Source organism: Bradyrhizobium sp. WBOS07, from assembly GCF_024585165.1.
Lineage (GTDB): Bacteria > Pseudomonadota > Alphaproteobacteria > Rhizobiales > Xanthobacteraceae > Bradyrhizobium > Bradyrhizobium japonicum_B.
Genome location: NZ_CP029008.1, coordinates 6,075,363 through 6,092,988, shown reverse-complemented (window position 1 = coordinate 6,092,988; position 17,626 = coordinate 6,075,363). Strand labels below are relative to the sequence as shown.

Sequence of the window (17,626 nt, the reverse complement as noted above, 5' to 3'; positions counted from 1 at the left end):
GTCCCGCCATCATGATCAATCCACAGCGCTTTTCCATCGGCCCGGCCGGCGCAGAGATCGCCATGTTGCAGTGGGGCGAGCGCGGCAAGCCGCCCGCTCTCCTCGTGCACGGCACCGGCTTCGTTGCCGCCGTCTGGGACGAGGTCGCGTGCGAGCTCGCATTGGCCTACACCGTCTACGCGCTGGACCGCCGCGGCCATGGCGCCAGCCACAAGCCCGGGGCCTATCATTTCCTCGATTATGCCGATGACGTCCGCCAAGTAATGGATGCACTCGAGCTGCGCAACGTCTACGGCATCGGCCACAGCGCGGGCGCGACCGATCTTCTGCTCGCGGCGAGACTGCTGCCGGGACGTTTCGCGCGCCTGTTCGTTATGGAGCCGACCGTCATGGACCCCCGTGCGGCTCGTTCGGGAGGATTGAACGACGAATCCGTCGCCCGCCTGCAAGGCACGCTGCGCCGGCGCGCCGAATTCGACAGCGCCGACGCCGTGTTCGAGCGCTACCGCGCGGCGCCGGCGTTTGCGGACTGGACCGAGACCTCGCTCCGCGCCTATGTGCGCGACGGCTTCGTGCCGCTCGATCATGGCCGGGTGCGGCTCTGCTGCACGCCCGAGATCGAGTCCGCAATTCTGCATCCGATCTACGAAGCGATGGAGCAGGTTTACGTTGGCGATGCCCGCGGCAATCCGTTTGGCTTACTCGCCGAGATCGACTGCCCGGTGCGCGTCACGACCGCTGCGAATTCGTGGCCTATCTACTGGGAGATGGCGCGACGTGCCGTGTCGCTGATGCCGCGCGCGAGCGAGTTGGTTTTCGACAACGCCGGACACTGCGTCGCGCAGGAAAGGCCGGGTGCCGTCGTGCAGGCAGTGCGGGAATTCCCGAAATAGGTCTCGACGCGCTGCGGCGTGCAATGCGGCCCCGCGGCGACACAGCTCCCGGTTGCATCCACCGGCGCACGTTGCTAATTACAAGGTCATGAAACGAATTCTGGTTTTTGCTGTCGCACTGACCTCGGCTGCTACGGCGCTGGCGCAAGCAGCTACACGGGACGTCGCACGGCAAGCTGTTCTCTACGAAGAAGGCGCAGGACAGGGCGACAAGGCCGAAGGCCAGGTGACTTGGCGGACAGAGCGGACGGCCGATCCTTCGGCGCCGCCCGGCGACATCATCATACGGGGCAACGTCGTCATCCCTTCCCGAGGTGCGCGGATGACAGTCTCTTTTCGCCGCAACTTCGATTCGTCACTCTCCGCCAGCCACACAGTCCAGGTCGACTTCACCCCGCCTCTCGACTTCGCGGGCGGCAGCATCAAGCAGGTGATGGGCCTGATGCTGAAAACAAGTGAGCAGGCCAAAGGCGTTCCGATCGACGCGCTGTCCGTAAAAATCGACGACACGCACTTTCTGATTGGCTTGTCCGGCGTCGCGCAGAACGCATCGGCAAACCGGCGCCTAATCAGGAGCAGGGACTGGATCGACATTCCGCTCTTCTACGGCACGGAACGCCGCGCAATCCTCGCCATCGCAAAGGACGGCGATGCCGCAGCGATGTTCAATACGGTGTTTGCCGACTGACGCGCATATTCACAGGCGCGTCCTGCGCTAGGCCGACCGTCTCACCGCGTTGTCCACCAGCGTCTTGCCAAGCGACCAGATCGCGCCGGGGACCTTGTGGCTGCCGGCGATGACGTCGTCGAACGACTTCTCGATCCAGCTGCAGTCTTCCTCGGTAATGGTAAGCGGCGGCAGCAGCTTGATGGTGTGGCTGCCGTGGCCGGCGACCTGCGTGAGGATCTTGTGGTCCTTGAACAGCGGCACGGTGATGAGCTGGCAGAACAGGCCCTTGTTGGCGGTCTCCAGCACGTTCCAGGAGGCGCGCAAGCGCAGCGATTTCGGCGGGCCGAACTCGACGCCGATCATCAGGCCCTTGCCGCGGACTTCCTTCATCAGCTCGTAGCCCGGCACCATGCGCGTCAGCGCGAGGCGCAGCTCGGCGCCGCGCTTGGCGGCGGATTCGATCAGCTTCTCGGATTCCATGACATCGAGCGTGGCGATACCGGCGGCCATCGCGAGGTCGTTCTTGGAGAAGGTGGAGCCGTGCACCACGGCGCGGTCCATCTGGTTGAAGATCTTGTCGAAGATGGCCTTGCGCGTCAGCACCGCGCCGACCGGCACATGGCCGCCCGACAGCGACTTCGACAGCAGCACCATGTCGGGCTCGACGTTCCAGTGCTCGACCGCGAGGAAGCGGCCAGTGCGGCCCATGCCGGTCTGGATCTCGTCGGCGACGAACAGCGTGCCGTATTTCTTGCAGAGCGCCGCCGCGCCGGGCAGGAACTCGTCGGTGGGCATGTTGACGCCCTTGCCCTGGATCGGCTCGACGACGAAGGCGGCGACCTCGCGCGAGGCCAGCGCCTTTTCCAGCGCCGCCAGATCGTTGAACGGGATCGGGGTGCAACCGGGCAGCAGCGGCTCGAAGCCGGTGCGGAAATTCGAATCGCCGGTGAGCGACAGCGCGCCATAGGTCAGGCCGTGATAGCCGTGCGCGCAATAGACGATGCCGGGACGCCCCGTCGCGCCACGCGCGAACTTGATCGCGGCTTCGACGCATTCGGCGCCGGAATTGGCGAAGAACACCTTGTCCAGATAAGGCACGTATTTCAGCAGCCGCTCGGCCAGCACGCCGGCCAGCGTCGAGACGTCGAACTGGACGAGGTTGGGCAGGTCGGCATCGAGCACGCTCTTGAGCGCCTCGCGCATGACCGGATGATTGCGCCCGATCGCAAACACGCCAAAGCCGGACAACAGGTCGAGATAGCGGGCGCCGTCGCGATCGTAGAGATACTGCCCCTGCCCCTTCTGGAAGCCGACGTCGTAGCCGATGGTCTTGAGGACCCGAACGAACTGCTCGTTCAGATACCGATTATGCAGGGTGCTGCGCTGGGCCTGACGGTCCGCGAATAGCTGAGACATGTCTGGATTTGGGCTGTGCATCCGTTACATACTTCGGTTGAGGGCCGGCTCGTCAACTGAAAAGGGACCGTTACTGAAAACGGTCTGTGCGGCCTTTTGCCCTTTTTCGGACCATCTTCGCAAGCACAGCTTTAAACCATGTTGCACTGCCGAGGAACTACCATGCGTTTAGCCCTTTACACCGGTCTCATACTGGCTGGCGGTTACACCTGTCTGACCCCGGCGCTCGCCGCCGACCCCACCGGCGATTGGCGGGTCGCCGACGGCGTCGCCAACATCCGCGTCGCCCAATGCAATGGCAGCATGTGGGGGGCCGTGGCCTGGGAAAAGAAGCCCGGCGGGCGCGACGAGAACAATCCTGATGTCTCGAAAAAGAACAGGCCGACGCTGGGCATGGTGACGCTGATCGACATGAAGAAGAAGGCGGGCGCCGATCAGTGGGAGGGACAGGTCTATAACGCCCAGGACGGCCAGATCTACAGCGCGACCATCACGCCTGTCGGCACCGACCAGCTCGAAATCAAGGGCTGCGTGATGGGCTTCCTGTGCGGAGGCGAGACCTGGACCCGGGTTGGCCCGCCGATCCCCTCGAGCACCGCCAATGCCATGGCCAAGGGCGCGCCGAAGCCCACCGGCGCGGCGCCGAAAGCCGCAGGTACGACGGTTGCCGCCGCGCCTGCGCCCGCGGCCCCGAAGCCCGCCGGCGCAGCCAAACCCGGTCAGAAGAGCGCCACCGATCCGGTCGGCGACATCTGCTTACTCCCTGAGATTGCGGGGTTTGCCCATTAGGGCCGGCTGGAACAGCAGCACGGCCGCGAGCGTCGTCACCAGCGAAAGGGCCAGCAGCTTGCCCATGCTGGACGTGCCGGGATGGCTCGACAGCCACAGGCTGCCGAACGCGGTCGCCGTCGTCAGCGCGCTGAAGAAGATCGCGCGTGTCAGGCTGGTCTGGAGCAGGTTGGTCCTGCCCGAGCGCCAGGCCACGACATAATAGATCTTGAAGGCGACGCCGACGCCGAGCAGCAGCGGGAATGCGACGATGTTGGCGAAGTTGAGCGGCAGGCCGATCAAGACGCAGATCTCGAGCGTGACCGCGCCGGCAACCAGGAGCGGCACCAAGGTCATCAGCACGTCGACGAAGCGGCGCAGCGTGATCCACAGCAACAGGCCGATCACCAGCAGCGCATAGATGCCGGCGTGGATGAACGCCCGCACCACGGTGTCGCCGGATTTCAGGATCGAGACCGGCCCGCCGATCGCGGTCGGCTCGGCAACGAGCACCGCCGCCGCAAACTTGCGCAGCGTGTCGTTGTCGTTGGGATCGCCCTTGGGCAGCGCCTCGACGCGGATGACGCCGTCCTTGCTCTTCCAGGCACTGACGAGGTCGGGCGGTAGCGATTTCAGGGTGACGGGCTCGGCCTGCATCGCGTTCTTGAGCTGGTCGAACACGATCTTCATCGGCGTGACGAACACGTCCTGCGCCTTGTTGCGCGTGGCCTCGTCGCCATTGGCGAGCTTTTCGAGGGCGTCCGCCAGACGGCGCGAGGCGACCGCACCCGGTCCCTTGGCATCGCCCGCGGTCCGGCGCAGATTGTCGACGGAGGATTTCAGCGCCTCGACGTTCTCCTGGTCCGACGGCGCCGCATCGATCTGATCGGGGTTGAGCGCGGGGTTCAGCACCTTGGCGCCCTGCGCGAGCAGCTTCAGCTTCGGCGGCTGGTCCTGCGGCACGAAACTGTCGAGCGACATCACCCTGAGCACCTCGGGCACCTTCTCCAGCTTCGCCTCGATCTGTCGTGCCTGCTCTTCGGACGTGGCCATCACGTTGATGGCATTGGCGCCGGTGTTGGGGTCCTTGCGCAGATCGAGGAAGGTCGCGATCGATTCGGCCTTCGGATTGCGCAGGTTCATCGGGTTGAAGTCGAACTTCATGAAATAGAGCAGCGGCAGGCCGCCGAGCGCCAGCAGCAGCGTGCCGCCGACGATCAGCACGCGGTGCTTCTCCAGGAAGTGGTCGAGCGGCGCCAGGAAGGCGTAGCCGACCGGCTCCTTCTCGCCCGGCGGGTTCAGCAGCTTCAGCATGGCCGGCAGAACGGTGATCGACGAGATGAACGCCACCAGCATGCCGACGCCGGCGATCTGGCCGAGCTCCGCGATGCCCTGGTAGTCGGTCGGCATGAAGCAGAGGAAGCCGGCGGCGGTCGCCATCGCCGCGAGCGACAGCGGCACCGCCGAGCGCTTGGCGGCCAGCACCAGCGCGCCCGCAAGATCGTTGTGCTTGTAGCGCTCCGAGCGGTAGCGGACGCTGTACTGGATGCCGAAATCGACGCCGAGGCCGACGAACAGCACTGCGAACGCGATCGACAGCAGATTGAACGATCCGACCATCATCAGGCCGGCCGCCGTCGTGAGCGCAAGGCCGACGAACAGATTGACGAAGACGGCGAAGATGATCTTCGACGAATGCAGCGCGAGCCAGAGGATGACCAGCACGACGAGAACCGTGCCGACGCCGTTGATGACGGCGCCCTCCTGGACGGTGGCGTATTCCTCGTTGGCGATCGGGACCGGGCCGGTCAGCCGCACCCGCGCCTGGTACTTGGCCGGGAAATCCAGGTCCGCAGCGGCCTTGCGGATCGCATCGGTGGCATCCTTGCCGGGCTCCAATGCGTTGTAGTCGAGGATCGGCTTGAACTCGATGAAGGCGCGCTTGTCGCTATCCTTCAGCGGCTCGTCGCTGACGAGCTCGCGCCAGGAGAAGCTCGCATCGCCCTTGTTGAGCACGGTCTCGACCGTCTGCGCGATCAGGTTGAATGGCCGCTCGGTGTTGTCGAGCTTGACCTGGCCGCGCTTGACGCCTGCAAGTCCGGTCTCCAGCGCACCGGTCAGGCCACGGATCGAGGGATCGCCGGCCATGATCTCGATCAGGGGCGCGGCGGCTTCGAACTGGCCGGTGATCTTGCCGACCTCTTCGGTCGGCAGGAACAACAGGCCGTTCTTCTCGAAGAACTCGCCGCCGCCGAGCTGCTGCATCGAGTGGAAGTTGGTCTTGTCGCCCTTCAGCCTGGCATAGAGCGCATCCGACGCTGCGCGCGCCATCTCGGGCGTTCGGGCTTCGACCACGGCCAGGATCAGCTCATTCTGGTCGAACGCCTTGTCGAATTGCTGGTCACGCTTGCGCCAGTCGAGGTTTTGAGAAATCAGCGAATTGATGTCGGTGTTGATGGCGAAGTGCCGGGACGCGTAATAGCCCGCGCCCACCGAGAGCAGGAGCCCGATAACGACGACGAGGGAGGCAAACCGGGTGCAGGCCCTGACGATGGCAACGACGACGCTTTGCAGCACTTCTTTTCTTTCTGCGGTTAACAGCTTGCCGGAAACGCCCGCTGTTTATCGGAGTTCCCAGGCGAAACCTATTGCTGTTTTGGGTGGTTCTCGCCGCAACGAGGTTCGAAGTAAACGGCGGGAGACCGGGCAAAATCATGCGGGGGCAGCCGGTATAGCCGGGGAGTTGAGGCGGGAAAGTGACGAAAGACTGGGCACTTTCGACGCGGCTGGCACTTGGGGGAGTTTACGTATTATAATACCTCCGTCGTGACTCGAACGGGGCCGGAGGTTTCATTTGACCTTTCCTTGCTGCCGATTTTTTGACACAAAGTCTTGCGCCTCCATGCGCCGGAGCCCCGATGGGGGTGGGCGGCTACCGCGTGCGCGAACCATTGGTGCGGATATTGCAACTCATGGTGAGTATCGGCATGCCGCCGGGGACTTTGAAGCGGATTGGTGCAACTTGCGTGATGGGCAACCCATGGAAGTTTATCTGGCGCAGCCGCGCGGCTTCTGCGCGGGCGTGGTGCGTGCGATCGAGATCGTGGAACGGGCGCTGGAGAAGTACGGCCCGCCCGTCTACGTGCGCCACGAGATCGTGCACAACAAGCATGTCGTCGAAAGCCTAAAGAACAAAGGGGCAATCTTCGTCGAGGAGCTGTCCGAGGTCCCGCCGAAGTCGGTCACGGTCTTCAGCGCCCACGGCGTCGCACGCAGCGTCGAGGAAGAGGCCGCCGCGCGCGACCTCCCGGTGCTCAACGCCACCTGCCCCCTGGTCACGAAAGTTCACAATCAGGGGAAGCGCTACATCACCAAGGGCCGCACGCTGATCCTGATCGGCCATGCCGGACACCCCGAGGTCGAGGGCACGATGGGCCAGGTTCCCGCCCCCGTGCTGCTTGTCCAAAGCGTTCAAGAGGTTAAGGCCCTGACGCTGCCGGCGGATAAGCCAGTGGCCTACATCACCCAGACCACCCTGTCGGTCGACGACACCAAGGACATCATTGCGGCCCTTCAGGCCCGCTTTACAGATATTCAAGGTCCGGATATCCGGGATATCTGCTATGCGACACAGAACCGCCAATCTGCGGTAAGGGACTTGAGCAAGCTGGTCGACGTGATCCTGGTGGTGGGCGCCGCCAACAGCTCGAACTCGAACCGGCTTCGCGAAATCGGCACCGAGGCCGGCGTCGCGAGTTATCTGATTGCCGACGGCAGCGAGCTCGATCCGGAGTGGCTGAAGAATGCGAGGACCGTGGGCATCACGGCCGGCGCTTCGGCGCCCGAGGTACTCGTGGATGACGTCATCGAAGCGATGCGGCGGATCGGACCGGTGAAGGTCCAGGTGTTGCCGGGCCGCGAGGAAAACATCGAATTCCGGCTTCCGGCCCAACTGGCCGCGAGCTGACCCACCCGAATTCAAAAGCCCAGAAAGAAACTTGTAATGGCTATCCCGTTCTTCAAGGAAATGCGTATCGGCGGCTATTTGCTCAAGCAGAAACTGCTTGGCCGCAAGCGCTACCCGCTCGTGCTGATGCTGGAGCCGCTGTTTCGCTGCAATCTCGCCTGCGTCGGCTGCGGCAAGATCGATTATCCGGATGCGATCCTCAATCGCCGCATGACCGCACAGGAGTGCTGGGACGCCGCCGACGAATGCGGCGCGCCGATGGTTGCGATTCCCGGCGGCGAGCCGCTGATCCACAAGGAGATCGGCGAGATCGTGCGCGGCCTCGTCGCCCGCAAGAAGTTCGTCTCGCTCTGCACCAACGCGCTGCTGCTCGAGAAGAAGCTCGATCTGTTCGAGCCCTCCCCTTACCTGTTCTTCTCCGTGCATCTCGACGGCCTGCGCGACCACCACGACAAGGCGGTGTCGCAGAAGGGCGTGTTCGACCGCGCGGTCTCCGCGATCAAGGCGGCCAAGGCGCGCGGCTTCACCGTCAACGTCAACGCCACCATCTTCGACGGCCATCCGGCCGAGGAGATCGCCAAGTTCCTGGACCTCACCGTCGAGCTCGGCGTCGGCGTCTCGATGTCGCCGGGCTATGCCTATGAGCGCGCGCCGGACCAGGAGCACTTCCTCAACCGCACCAAGACCAAGAAGCTGTTCCGCGACGTCTTCGCCATGGGCAAGGGCAAGAAGTGGAACTTCATGCATTCCGGCCTGTTCCTCGACTTCCTCGCCGGCAACCAGGAGTACGAGTGCACGCCCTGGGGCATGCCCGCGCGCAACATCTTCGGCTGGCAGAAGCCCTGCTATCTGCTCGGTGAAGGCTACGCCAAGACCTTCAAGGAGCTGATGGAGACCACCGACTGGGACAGCTACGGCACCGGCCGTTACGAGAAGTGCGCCGACTGTATGGCCCATTGCGGCTACGAGCCGACGGCGGCGACCGCAGCGCTGAACAACCCGCTGAAGGCGATGTGGGTGTCGCTGCGCGGCATCAAGACCTCGGGCCCGATGGCGCCGGAGATCGACATGAGCAAGCAGCGCCCGGCGCAGTACATCTTCTCGGAGCAGGTCCAGAAGAAGCTGTCCGAGATCCGCAAGGACGAGGCCGAGGCCGCGCAGGCAAAGGCCGCGCAGAAGGCTTCGACGGCGGCGTAAGCGCGGACGCACTCAATCTCACGACAAAGGCCCGGCCGCGATCGCGACCGGGCCTTTTCTTTTGTGCCGTTGTGCTGCGAGAGGAACGGCCCGTGTCCCGGACGCGCTGCAGCGCTCTCTTGCGCTGCTGCGCAGAGCCGGGACCCAGCAAGCCGCGTGCCGGGCCGATAGATGGGCCCCGGCTCTGCAGCGCACCGCTCCCGACGATGCTTCGCATCGCGGGGGGCGCTGCGCTGCGTCCGGGGCACGAGAGGAGATCGGATCATTCTCTCTCCGCCGTCATTGCGGGGAGCACTTGCGACGAAGCAATCCAGACTGTCACCGCGGAAATATTCTGGATTGCTTCCGCCTTCGCCAAAGGCTTCGGCGGGCAAGTCGCTGCACTCGCAATGACGGAGCATGTGGCGTCGGCTTGCTTCCTCAGCGCTCTCATCGCAGATGCGCCTTCCCGTTCTCGCGACGCATTCGCCCGAGGCTTGCTGTCGTTTCGCGCCCCTCGAAAGACCAGAGGGCGCAGGGAAGGCCGGGCGCCGGCGGCACCCGCAGATCCGTGCACAACGAAAAATGCACACGGAGTGGATCACAGGTGTGCCGGTCGCCCGGCCTTCCCTGCGCGGATGGTTTTAACGGTGTCCTTCGTGCTCTCCTCGGGGAGCGTTGCACTATTGCCCCCGTCGCCTCGCCGCTGATCGATGCACATGCCGGTCGGCCGCCACATCACCGCGAGGTTTGACGCCAGAACCCCGGGCGTCGGGACCACACGACTTCTCCGTCCGCGGACGTCCCTGCCTCAGCATCCGGGGCCCGATGTGCGCGCCCCCGACCATCAACAAGACCGCTGTGACCGCGCCGTGTCGTAGCGCATCGCGCATGACTCAACGGTCACCCGTCCCTGTCACCGCCTGTCGCGCCGGCGCTACCGCGTCCACCGCACCCCGACCCACATCTCGTGACGATCGCGAAGCGCCCCTCTGGCAGGGCCGGGATGCGGAGTGTATGCCACAAATCCGAAATTCTGAAAAGTGGAATATTTTCGAAACGAAGGGTTGACGGATTTCCTGGTGTTTTGCCCGACGCTTCGCAGGAGCGTCCAATGGGCTCAGCTGTTCGCGAAGCCCATCGTATTTGACGGAGCGGCAGCTGTCGTTGCTGACGGATCACACCGGACTTACGGAGAGCGATGATAGAGAAGCGATGGGTTTCGCAGGGGCGAAACCCATCCTACCGCAGAACTCTCACCGCGATCATCGTGTCGTAATCACGAATTGCAGATCTATGGAAACGTCAGGCGTCCAGCACTTTCGCCGCTGAGGGCTCGCGCTACGGCAGACTTCCAGTCCTCAACCACTGCCGGATCGGCTGGAGTGCCATCTTCGAGAAGCGACATACCTCCAAGAATCATGGCTAGACCATCGGAACGAGTTCTCTTCCAAGCTTCTTCAAGGAAGATAAACATCGCTGAGAAAGCTTGGGCTTCTGTCATTATGATCTCAATCTGGAAAAGGCCCGATCGCCAATGGCGACCGGGCCTTTTCCTCTGTCAGTTCGAACGAACCCGCTTCACGCCGCCTTCGACACCAACACTTCGCTCTCAATCAGCTCCGTGCCGATCAGATAATCGCGGCAGCCGCGCAGGCTCCGCAGGGCGCGGTTGAAGTCGATGCCGGTCGAGACCAGGGCGTGCAGCGTTGCCGGATTGCGCGCGATGCCGCGCAGCACGGCGGCGAGGTCGATCTGGCCGTTCGGCTTGATCGCGGCGCGGGCGATCGCTGGCAGCGCGCGATGGGCGGGGTCGCTGATGACGCGAACCGCGGCAAAGGGCAGCCCGGCCTCAGTGGCGTAGGCGGCGGCGATGTGGCTTTCCATGTCGACCGCGGCGGCGCCCGTCTCCGAATGCAGCGCCGCCTTGCAGGCGCGCTTGGTGACCACCTCCTCGGCGCCGGCGAGGCTGCCGCGCACCACGCGGCGACGCCCCGACGTCAGGCGGTCGATCAAATCGTCGCCGAGCGAGAGCCCCGCGGCCCAGCGGGTGTCGCCGGAGAGCACCTCGGTCGCCAGCACGACGTCACCGGAACGCAGGCTCGGGTCGAGCCCGCCGGCGACGCCGAACGAGATCACGCCGCGAATCGTCTCGGGGTCCACTACGGTCAGAAGCGCCCGCAATTGCGTCGGGCTGCTGGATGAACAGATGACCGCCATTCCCGGCCCGGCCGCGATGCGGGCCTCCTGCACCAATCCGGTCACGATCAGTATCGGCCGCGGGTCGATGGCCTGACCCACGGTAAAATAGTCCCCCGTCCCCAAAGTCACATTCCGACCCCTACCACCCTGCTGTTGGTGTTCCGCAAGTTCCGATACCGCGCCAACGCCCACAGCGGAAAGAACTTTGGGTAACCATGATACCGCAGATAGAACACGCGGGGGAAGCCTGTGGCGGTGTACCGCTGCTCGTCCCACAGTCCTTTTTTGTTTTGTGTTGCAATCAGGTACTCCACCCCGCGGGCGACGGCCGGGTGATCAACCTCGCCTGCCGCCATCAGGGCAAGCAAGGCCCATGCCGTTTGCGAGGCGGTCGAGGGGGCGGCCTCCCAGCCCTTGTAGTCCAGCCGGTAGCTGACGGCGTCCTCGCCCCAGCCGCCGTCCTCGTTCTGGATCGAGGCCAGCCAGGCGGCGGCTTTGCGAATCATGGGATCCCCGTGGTCGACGCCGGCCATGTTGAGGGCGCAGAGCACCGACCAGGTTCCATAAATGAAATTCATGCCCCAGCGGCCGTACCAGGACCCCTCGGGATGCTGGGTCTTGCGCAGATAGGCGACCCCGTCGGCCACGTGCTTGCTGGTCGCCGCGGTCTCGCCGAGCTGGGCCAGCATCGAGATGCAGCGCGCCGTGACGTCCTCGGTCGGCGGATCGAGCAGCGCGCCATGGTCGGAGAACGGGATGTTGTTGAGGTAATATTCGAGATTGTTGACGTCGAAGGCGGCCCAGCCGCCGTCGTCGCTCTGCATGCCCTCGATCCACTCCCTGCCCCGGGCAATCGCGGCGTCGTAGCCGGTGGTGCCGTGCTCCCTGCGCATGCGGTCCATTGACATAACCACCACGGCGGTGTCGTCGAGGTCGGGGTAATGCGCGTTGTTGTACTGGAAGGCCCAACCGCCCGGACGCACGTCGGGCCGCTTTACCGCCCAGTCGCCCTTCAGCTCGAGCTCCTGCCTCGGGATCAACCAGTCGAGGCCCTGCTTGGCGGCCGGCACCGCCTTGTCGCCGCCGGCCTCCAGCAGCGCATGCGCCGTCAGTGTCGTATCCCAAACCGGGGAGACGCAGGGCTGGCAATAGGCCTCGTCGTCGTGGATCACGAGCAGCTTGTCGATGCCCCGGCGCGTGACCGCGCGCGGCGGATAATTCTCATCCTTGCCGAGCGCGTCGTACATCATGACGATGTTGGCCATGGGCGGATAGATCGCGCCCATGCCGTCCTCGCCGTTGAGGCGCTCCTCGGTGAAGGCGAGCGCGGCGTCGATGGCCCGCTTGCGCAGGCTCTTGGGAAACAGCGGCTCGATCACGCGCAGGATGGCGTCGAGCGAACGAAAGAGCAGGAACCAGGCCAGGCTCTGGTGCGGCGCCTTGGCGGTCATGCCGATCGAGCGCGGATCCTGCAAGAAGAGCTCGTCGATGCCGACGCCTTTCGGATTCTTCGCGCGCGGCTTCAGCGCTGCGAGCACCATCAAGGGCACCATGGTGGTGCGCGCCCAATAGGAGATCTTGTTGAGATGGAACGGCGACCAGAATGGCAGCAGCACGATCTCGATCGGCAGCACCGGCACCGCGCGCCAGGTCACCACGCCGTACATCGCAAGCAGGAAGCGGGTGAAGACGTTGCTGTGAATCGCGCCGCCGCGCGCGTGGATCGCCTCGCGCGCACGCACCATGTGCGGGGCGTCGACGGAATCGCCGATCATCTTCAGCGCGAAGTAGGCCTTCACGCTGGCGCTCATGTCGAACTCGCCGTCATGCACCAGCGGCCAGCCGCCATGGGCGCCCTGGATGCGGCGAAGATAATTGGCGATCTTGGCTTCGAGCACGGCATCGACCGGCTCGGCGAGATAGTGGCGGAGCAGGACGTATTCGGCCGGAATCGTGCAGTCGGCCTCGAGCTCGAACACCCAATGCCCGTCCGCCTGCTGGAAATCGAGGACGCCCTGCGTCGCAGATGCAATGCTCGATTCCAGGATGCCCGGTTGCAAGGTCCCCGGCTGCAGGGCTTCGCGGCTGGTCGCGTTCACGGAATCCATCTCGCTCGATTGCTCCGATAGTGGATCGAAATTGGCCGGGACGTTTGCCCGTCAGGGCCGCCTTTCAGGATGCTTTGGCGGCCAGAACCAGATCGGCGGCGCGATCTCCGGACCGGACCGATCCCTCGATGGTTGCAGGCAATCCCGTAGCAGTCCAATCCCCGGCAAGGAACAGGTTTTTCAGCGCGGTGACCGGCCCCGGGCGCAGGGCGTTCTGCGCCGGCGTCGCCGCAAATGTGGCGCGGCGCTCGCGCACGATCTGCCACGGTGGCAGCTCGCCGGACACGCCGCCGGCCTTGCAGACGTCGTTCCAGACCGCCTGCGCGAGTTCCTCGCGCGGCATGTCGACCAGACGGTCGCCATTGCTGATGGTGACGGAAAGCCGGTTCGGGAACGCGAACAGCCATTCCACGATTCCGCCGATCACGCCGAGGATCGGCGCCGAACCCGGCGGCGGCGTGATGCGGAAATGCGCATTGACGATGGCGCGGAACTCGGTCGGCGTCTTCAGGCCCGGCAGCAGGTTGGCGGCGGCGCGCGGCGGCACCGCCATCACCACGACATCGCCCTCGCCGATCTGAATCACATCCTCGCCGCCGAAATTCAGCGCGCTGGCCTTGCCGTTGTTGCTCGCAAACGAACGCAGCTCATGGCCGAGCTGAACAATGTGGCCACGTTCCTGCAAAAACTTCACCGCGGGCTCGATCAGCACGGCGCTGAGACCGTCGCGGGCGATCAGCGGCCGGCAGGCCTGCCCGCCGGCCAGCAGCGTCTCGCGCACGATGGCGCCGGCAAGCCCGGCCGAGCCCTCGGGCGGATCGACGTTGAGGGCCGCGAGCAGCAGCGGCTGCACCAGGCGCTGGTAAAGGACGCCTTCGCAAGGAATGGATTTGCCGACCAACGTCTGTTCCGAGGCCCAGATCAGCGGCGCCAGCTTCAGGTAATCGGCAAGGCCCGTGTCGGGCACGCGGCGGCTCTCGTCGAGCACCCAGGTCGGCAGCCGGCCGCTGCCGAGATCGATCTGCCAGCGCTGCCCGGTCTTGATGTCGACGAACGGAAACTGCGCGCTCTCCGGCCCGACCAGGCCCGCCTCGGTGCCGATCGCGCGCGCATAGGCCCGCGCATGGCTGTTGCCCGACAGCAGCAGATGATTGCCGTTGTCGATGGTGAGGTTGGTGGCGCCGTCGAAATAGGAGCGGCACCGGCCGCCGGCCTGGTGCGTGGCCTCGTGCACGGCGACCTTGAAGCCGGCATTGGCGAGCCGCACGGCGGCGGAAAGGCCGGAAATCCCGGCACCGATGATGTGAGCTGTCTTTTGCATCAGATGAAAGCGTAACGGAGCAGGATTGCGATGCGTGTGACCTTCGACACGCGCACCGGCTGGCGCGGCGCGTTGAAACCGCGCGCAATCAGCAGATCCAGAATGGAATGATAATATTTCGACATGATCCGCGGCGCGCGCACGACGCGGCGCTTGTTGCGGTTCATGATCTCGTCCGACTTCTCGAAATGTGCCTTCGCACGCTGCGTCAGCGGCAGGCAGGCCTTCGGCAGCGCGCGCTCGGCGATCACGCGGTTCGGATCATCAGAGGTGATGCCGGCATGCAGCAGCGCCTCGCGCGGCAGATAGAGCCGGCCGAGGCCGGCGTCCTCGTCGATGTCACGCAGGATGTTGGTGAGCTGAAGCGCGCGGCCCAGATGATAGGCGAGCTGGATGCCGTCGTCCTCGGGCAGGCCAAAGACCCGCACCGACAGCCGTCCCACCGCGCTGGCGACGCGATCGCAATACAGATCCAGCGTCGCCATGTCGGGCGCGCGGATGTCCTGCGGCACGTCCATCTCCATGCCGTCGACGATCGCCAGGAAGTCCTCGCGCTTGAGGCCGAAGGTCTTCACCGAGGCGACGTAATCCTTCAGCCGCGGCGGCGGATTGCCCTGATAGAGCGCGTCGATGTCGTTGCGCCACTCTTGCAGCGCGGCGAGCCGCTCCTCGCGCGGGCCGTCGGAATCGGCGATGTCGTCGACCTGGCGGCAGAAGCTGTAGATCTGGAACATCGCTTCGCGCTGGTCATGCGGCAGGATGCGCATCGCGGCGTAGAACGAGCTGCCGGATGCGGTCGAGCCATAATCGGCGCCGGGCGAGGTCGCCTCAAGCGTCATGTGCAGTCCCCGGTCTGGAGATGGGCTTGCGTCCCATCGCGCGGCGGCCGGCCTCGCCGAGCATCCCGGCAAGGCTGAAGACGAGCAGCTCGAACTTGTTCAGATGCACCCGCTCGCGCAGGGGATCGCGCACCTTCAAGAGGCGCACGATGCGGTCGGCGTAGGCCTGGATCACCGCGACGTCGACGCCGAGACGAAAATCCCGGATCTCGGCGGCCAGCGACCTGCCCTCGTCGAGCAGCGCTTCGTTGCGCGCGGCAAGCCCGTGCAGGCAGGCCAGCATCGCCGGCGGCGACTGTGAAAGCCCGAGCTGCTCGGCCGAGGCGCCGTGTGCCGCCAGCGCATCGCGCGGCAGATAGACGCGGTTGAGCTCGCGGAAATCCTTGCCGCAATCCTGCAGGTGGTTGTTGATCTGCAGGCCTGCGCAGAGCGCATCCGATGCGGCCCAGGTCGAGGTGCTCTCGCCGTGGACGTCGAGCATGAAGCGGCCGACCGGCATCGCCGAATAGCGGCAATAGTGGATGACCTCGTCCCAGGTCTCGTAACGCAGCTTGGTCACGTCCATGCGGAACGCGGTCAGCACGTCGAGCGCATGGCGCGGCGCCATGCCGCGCTCGGCAAGCGCCCGCCGCAAGCTGACGGCCTCGGCCTGGCTATCGCCTTTGCCGAGCAGTTCCGCCTCGAGCAGGTCGAGATAGGCGAGCTTCTGGTCGGGCGGGAGCGTCGCGTGGTCGGCGATGTCGTCGGCGGTGCGGACGAAATTGTAATAGGCCAGGATCAGGGCGCGATGACGCGGATGAATGATCCAGGACGCGACGGGAAAATTCTCGTCGCGGTCTCCCTTGCCGGATCGCAATTCGCTCGCAGAGGTCATCGAGGGCTGGCTTACAATCGTCTGGATGGAAAGGGCTTGTTCGCTCGCGGGCTCGTGCCGGCGATCCGCCGCGGCCCCCATATAGGGGAATACGGCCGCAAAACCAATCCTGTCTCGCGATGGCTGCCCTTGGCGAAAAGGGCCCGAAAAGGCGGCCCCGGGGCCGCCTTTTGTGGGCCAGTGGCCGAGCTTACTGGTTGTGGTTCTTCAGGACCTGGTCGCAGGCCTGCGAGATCTTGGAGCGGTTCTCCTTGAGGCAGGCCAGGATGGTGAAATCGCCCTGGTCGATGACCGGACGGCAGAACTTCTGCACGTCGCGGGTGCAGGCCTTCTGCTCGGCGTCCGTGCCGCGTCCTGCCTGGGCGAATGCCGCGGTCGAAAGGGAAGCCGACAGCAGGGTGAGAGCGACGAGAAGCTTACGCATTGTATTCCTTCATTCTGGCGGCAGAATCGCACCGGACCCGGACTGCACTGGGCTGACGACCGGAACGGCTTGTTCTGATGGCAAATCGCCGCGGACATAGCGGCTTTCAGAGAAGGCACAAGCACTGGCAAATGCGGCCAAATTGGCGCCGCGCCCACCAAATCAGGTCTTCCCTTAGCCTTGATTGACAGATGTAAGGGATTGATACTACGTCATAATTCAAGGGAGCGGTGTTTTAGTGCAGACCTGTTGCAGGGCTGCATCTCTCCATCCCGCCTTTGCCGCCGGAAACATGCCGAAACAGCGCAAATCGGCGGCTCCCGGGCTGGCGCGAGGCTGCGTGAATGGCCATCTCTGGCGGCCAGGCTTTGAACCTGACACTGGCTCGGAGCACTAAACTTTCGATGTGGCGAGACGTTATCACGCGCAAGCGGGCGTCATTCTAAAACGGGATATTCGAGATGACATTCTTTGGGCGATCTGGACTGGCAATCAAGGCGGCCGGCATCGGGGCGGCGCTGCTCTTCTCGGTTTCGGCAGGCCACGCTCAGTCGTCCGGCCCGTTTGCCGGTTTCGACGGCGCATGGAGCGGCACCGGCACGGTGTCGCTGTCCGACGGCTCCACCGAGCGCATTCGCTGCAAGGCCGACTACAAGGTCGCCGGCAGCGGCCTCAACCTGAAGCAGGCCCTGCACTGCGCTTCCGACAGCTACAAGTTCGACCTCACCAGCGACGTGACCAGCCAGGGCGAGCGCATCTCGGGCAATTGGAGCGAGTCCAGCCGCAACATCTTCGGCAATCTCCAGGGCACCGCCGGCGGCGGCCAGATCGAGGTGTTCGTCGAGGCCAACGGCTTTGCCGCCAACCTCTCCCTGCGCACCAACGGCACCAAGCAAACCGTGCAGATCTCTTCCAAGGGCGAGATCCGCGGCGTCAACATCACCATGACGAAGAGCTGATCCCGTCCC

The 17,626-nt window shown here is 64.7% G+C and carries 15 protein-coding genes; 6 read left to right on the top strand and 9 right to left on the bottom strand.

Annotation, left to right across the window (positions count from 1 at the left end; all coding sequences use genetic code 11):
- Window positions 1-11 precede the first annotated feature (11 nt).
- Entirely contained in the window at window positions 12-893 is an 882-nt protein-coding gene (locus DCM79_RS28910) for an alpha/beta fold hydrolase (RefSeq protein WP_257177469.1), read from the top strand.
- Between the two features lie 88 nt (window positions 894-981).
- The gene (locus DCM79_RS28905) at window positions 982-1,581 is read left to right on the top strand and encodes a hypothetical protein (RefSeq protein ID WP_257177468.1); all 600 of its coding nucleotides are present in this window, start codon (window positions 982-984) and stop codon (window positions 1,579-1,581) included.
- Between the two features lie 27 nt (window positions 1,582-1,608).
- Here DCM79_RS28905 and hpnO read toward each other — a convergent pair whose 3' ends face one another.
- Complete coding sequence (gene hpnO / locus DCM79_RS28900; RefSeq protein ID WP_257177467.1) at window positions 1,609-3,000, bottom strand: aminobacteriohopanetriol synthase HpnO; 1,392 nt, start codon at window positions 2,998-3,000, stop codon at window positions 1,609-1,611.
- Between the two features lie 141 nt (window positions 3,001-3,141).
- On the opposite strand from hpnO, the gene DCM79_RS28895 reads away from it, so the two are divergent.
- On the top strand, window positions 3,142-3,768 hold the full coding sequence (locus DCM79_RS28895; protein WP_257177466.1) for a DUF2147 domain-containing protein: 627 nt from the start codon (window positions 3,142-3,144) through the stop codon (window positions 3,766-3,768).
- Here DCM79_RS28895 and DCM79_RS28890 read toward each other — a convergent pair.
- Window positions 3,736-6,324: an MMPL family transporter gene (locus DCM79_RS28890; RefSeq protein ID WP_257177465.1), complete on the bottom strand. Its 2,589-nt coding sequence runs from the start codon at window positions 6,322-6,324 to the stop codon at window positions 3,736-3,738. The genes DCM79_RS28895 and DCM79_RS28890 overlap by 33 nt on opposite strands.
- Before the next feature lie 463 nt (window positions 6,325-6,787).
- Between DCM79_RS28890 and ispH the strand changes: the two genes are divergently transcribed.
- Both ispH and hpnH read left to right on the top strand, forming a co-directional pair.
- Window positions 6,788-7,714 carry a 4-hydroxy-3-methylbut-2-enyl diphosphate reductase gene (ispH, locus tag DCM79_RS28885; protein WP_257177464.1) on the top strand — a complete coding sequence of 309 codons (927 nt, stop codon included), beginning with the start codon at window positions 6,788-6,790 and terminating at the stop codon, window positions 7,712-7,714.
- Between the two features lie 36 nt (window positions 7,715-7,750).
- Complete coding sequence (hpnH, locus tag DCM79_RS28880) at window positions 7,751-8,911, top strand: adenosyl-hopene transferase HpnH (protein WP_028135332.1); 1,161 nt, start codon at window positions 7,751-7,753, stop codon at window positions 8,909-8,911.
- Between the two features lie 1,273 nt (window positions 8,912-10,184).
- Here hpnH and DCM79_RS28875 read toward each other — a convergent pair.
- From DCM79_RS28875 to DCM79_RS28845, 7 genes are all read right to left on the bottom strand, one after another.
- On the bottom strand, window positions 10,185-10,394 hold the full coding sequence (locus DCM79_RS28875) for a hypothetical protein (RefSeq protein ID WP_257177463.1): 210 nt from the start codon (window positions 10,392-10,394) through the stop codon (window positions 10,185-10,187).
- 77 nt (window positions 10,395-10,471) lie between these two features.
- Window positions 10,472-11,284 carry a phosphorylase gene (locus tag DCM79_RS28870; protein WP_257177462.1) on the bottom strand — a complete coding sequence of 271 codons (813 nt, stop codon included), beginning with the start codon at window positions 11,282-11,284 and terminating at the stop codon, window positions 10,472-10,474.
- Window positions 11,218-13,200 (bottom strand): squalene--hopene cyclase, encoded by a 1,983-nt coding sequence (shc, locus tag DCM79_RS28865; protein ID WP_257177461.1) that lies wholly within the window; start codon window positions 13,198-13,200, stop codon window positions 11,218-11,220. Before shc ends, DCM79_RS28870 begins: the two co-directional genes overlap by 67 nt.
- Window positions 13,201-13,264: 64 nt before the next feature.
- Complete coding sequence (hpnE, locus tag DCM79_RS28860) at window positions 13,265-14,521, bottom strand: hydroxysqualene dehydroxylase HpnE (RefSeq protein WP_257177460.1); 1,257 nt, start codon at window positions 14,519-14,521, stop codon at window positions 13,265-13,267.
- Window positions 14,521-15,360, bottom strand: a complete 840-nt coding sequence (gene hpnD / locus DCM79_RS28855) for a presqualene diphosphate synthase HpnD (RefSeq protein ID WP_028135325.1) — start codon at window positions 15,358-15,360, stop codon at window positions 14,521-14,523. The genes hpnE and hpnD overlap by 1 nt, the downstream gene beginning before the upstream one ends.
- Window positions 15,350-16,234: a squalene synthase HpnC gene (gene hpnC / locus DCM79_RS28850; protein ID WP_257177459.1), complete on the bottom strand. Its 885-nt coding sequence runs from the start codon at window positions 16,232-16,234 to the stop codon at window positions 15,350-15,352. The genes hpnD and hpnC overlap by 11 nt, the downstream gene beginning before the upstream one ends.
- Before the next feature lie 190 nt (window positions 16,235-16,424).
- The gene (locus DCM79_RS28845) at window positions 16,425-16,658 is read right to left on the bottom strand and encodes a hypothetical protein (protein WP_028135323.1); all 234 of its coding nucleotides are present in this window, start codon (window positions 16,656-16,658) and stop codon (window positions 16,425-16,427) included.
- A gap of 461 nt (window positions 16,659-17,119) precedes the next feature.
- On the opposite strand from DCM79_RS28845, the gene DCM79_RS28840 reads away from it, so the two are divergent.
- Window positions 17,120-17,617 (top strand): hypothetical protein, encoded by a 498-nt coding sequence (locus DCM79_RS28840; protein WP_028135322.1) that lies wholly within the window; start codon window positions 17,120-17,122, stop codon window positions 17,615-17,617.
- The last annotated feature ends 9 nt before the right edge of the window (window positions 17,618-17,626 follow it).